Origin of the sequence: Ciceribacter ferrooxidans (assembly GCF_004137355.1) — a bacterium.
GTDB classification, from domain to species: domain Bacteria; phylum Pseudomonadota; class Alphaproteobacteria; order Rhizobiales; family Rhizobiaceae; genus Allorhizobium; species Allorhizobium ferrooxidans.
The window spans coordinates 1-256 of sequence record NZ_SDVB01000252.1 but is presented as its reverse complement, the minus strand read 5'-3'; the positions used below and the strand labels follow the sequence as shown (position 1 = coordinate 256).

Annotated in this window: 1 pseudogene; it reads right to left on the bottom strand. The window is 62.1% G+C overall.

The window, feature by feature from the left end:
* Positions 1-256 (bottom strand): annotated as a pseudogene (locus EUU22_RS16240) (2',3'-cyclic-nucleotide 2'-phosphodiesterase); the annotation flags it as partial.

Here is a 256-nt window from a genome sequence, read left to right as displayed (position 1 = left end):
TGCCGGAATGGGAAAGTGCGACGACGATGTCGGCGCCTTCCTCCTTCATCACTGGAATCCAGGCGCGCGCCGCCTCGACGATGTCGCGGGTCTGCGCCCGGCCGTCGAGGTTCTTGGCGTCCCATACCATGATCTGCGGCGGGACGAAGCCGATGAAGCCGATGCGGATCGTGTTCTCGTTGCCGGCGCCGTCTCTGATCTTTCGGTCGAGAATGGTGTAGGGCTTGAAATGGAGGTCGTCCTTCGTCGGATCTTC